The 869-nt window shown below is 57.7% G+C and carries 1 protein-coding gene; it reads right to left on the bottom strand.

The genetic code is table 11. The annotated features are described in order from the left end of the window. On the bottom strand, positions 1–869 hold an 869-nt coding region (gene yjeH, locus J5224_RS36010; protein ID WP_264628874.1), incomplete at both ends, for an L-methionine/branched-chain amino acid transporter.

Raw genomic sequence — 869 nt, 5'->3', positions numbered from 1 at the left:
GCCATCAGGCGGGCCCGACCTTTCAACAACCGGCACCCAGCCAGCATGCACAGCAGATAAACCAGAACAAAAATGCCATTGGCATAAACGATCAGCGTCGCTAAAGGCAAAGATAGCCAGTAAATCAGCAGACAACAGACCATGCTACACAGCACCACCGCCGACAGCGCACTGAGTGGCACCTGGGCTCGCGAAAGCCTCCCCAAACGACTCCCCGGCGCTGCCTGCGACCACACCAGTCGCGCAAAGCCTTGGGTGTATATGTTCACGCTGGCAAAGCACGCCAGATAACCGACGAGGCAGGCGGCCCAATAGATCCACTGGCTGGCAAACAGGTCCGCGACAATACTCAACAGCAGCGAGGTCGGGGGGATATCACTGCCATAGACATTCAACTGCAAAATCGCCACGGTACAGCCCCAATAGACGATGCCAGCAATCAGCATGCCGATCATCAACGCGCGTGGGAAATCACGCTCGGGATTGCGAAACTCGGTGGAAAGGTGAGCAAACGCTTCCAGCCCGACAAAACACCAAAACATCACGGCGAGTGAATCAAAGGTGTTCGGCCAAGAGACAGCACTCAGTGCAGGCCAGGCGATATGCGTGGGATTGATCTCTCCGCCCCACCAAATGGCGGCGACCAGCAGCACCACCAGCACGGCAATCAACGTTTGAATGGAAGCACTTGAGCCCGCGCTGCGTGACCCAAGCAGCCAAATGGCGACCAGCGTCAACAGTTGCACCGCCAATATGCCCATCCTGCTGTGGCCGATAAACGGCGCCCAAAATTCAGCGGCAATTTGCAGCGCAGCAGGCAACCCCAGTGGGATCACGGAAAGAAACAGCCAGCGCGTCACGCGGGCCAG

This window comes from Candidatus Symbiopectobacterium sp. NZEC135 (assembly GCF_025962695.1).
This window is presented reverse-complemented; position numbering and strand designations above follow the sequence as displayed.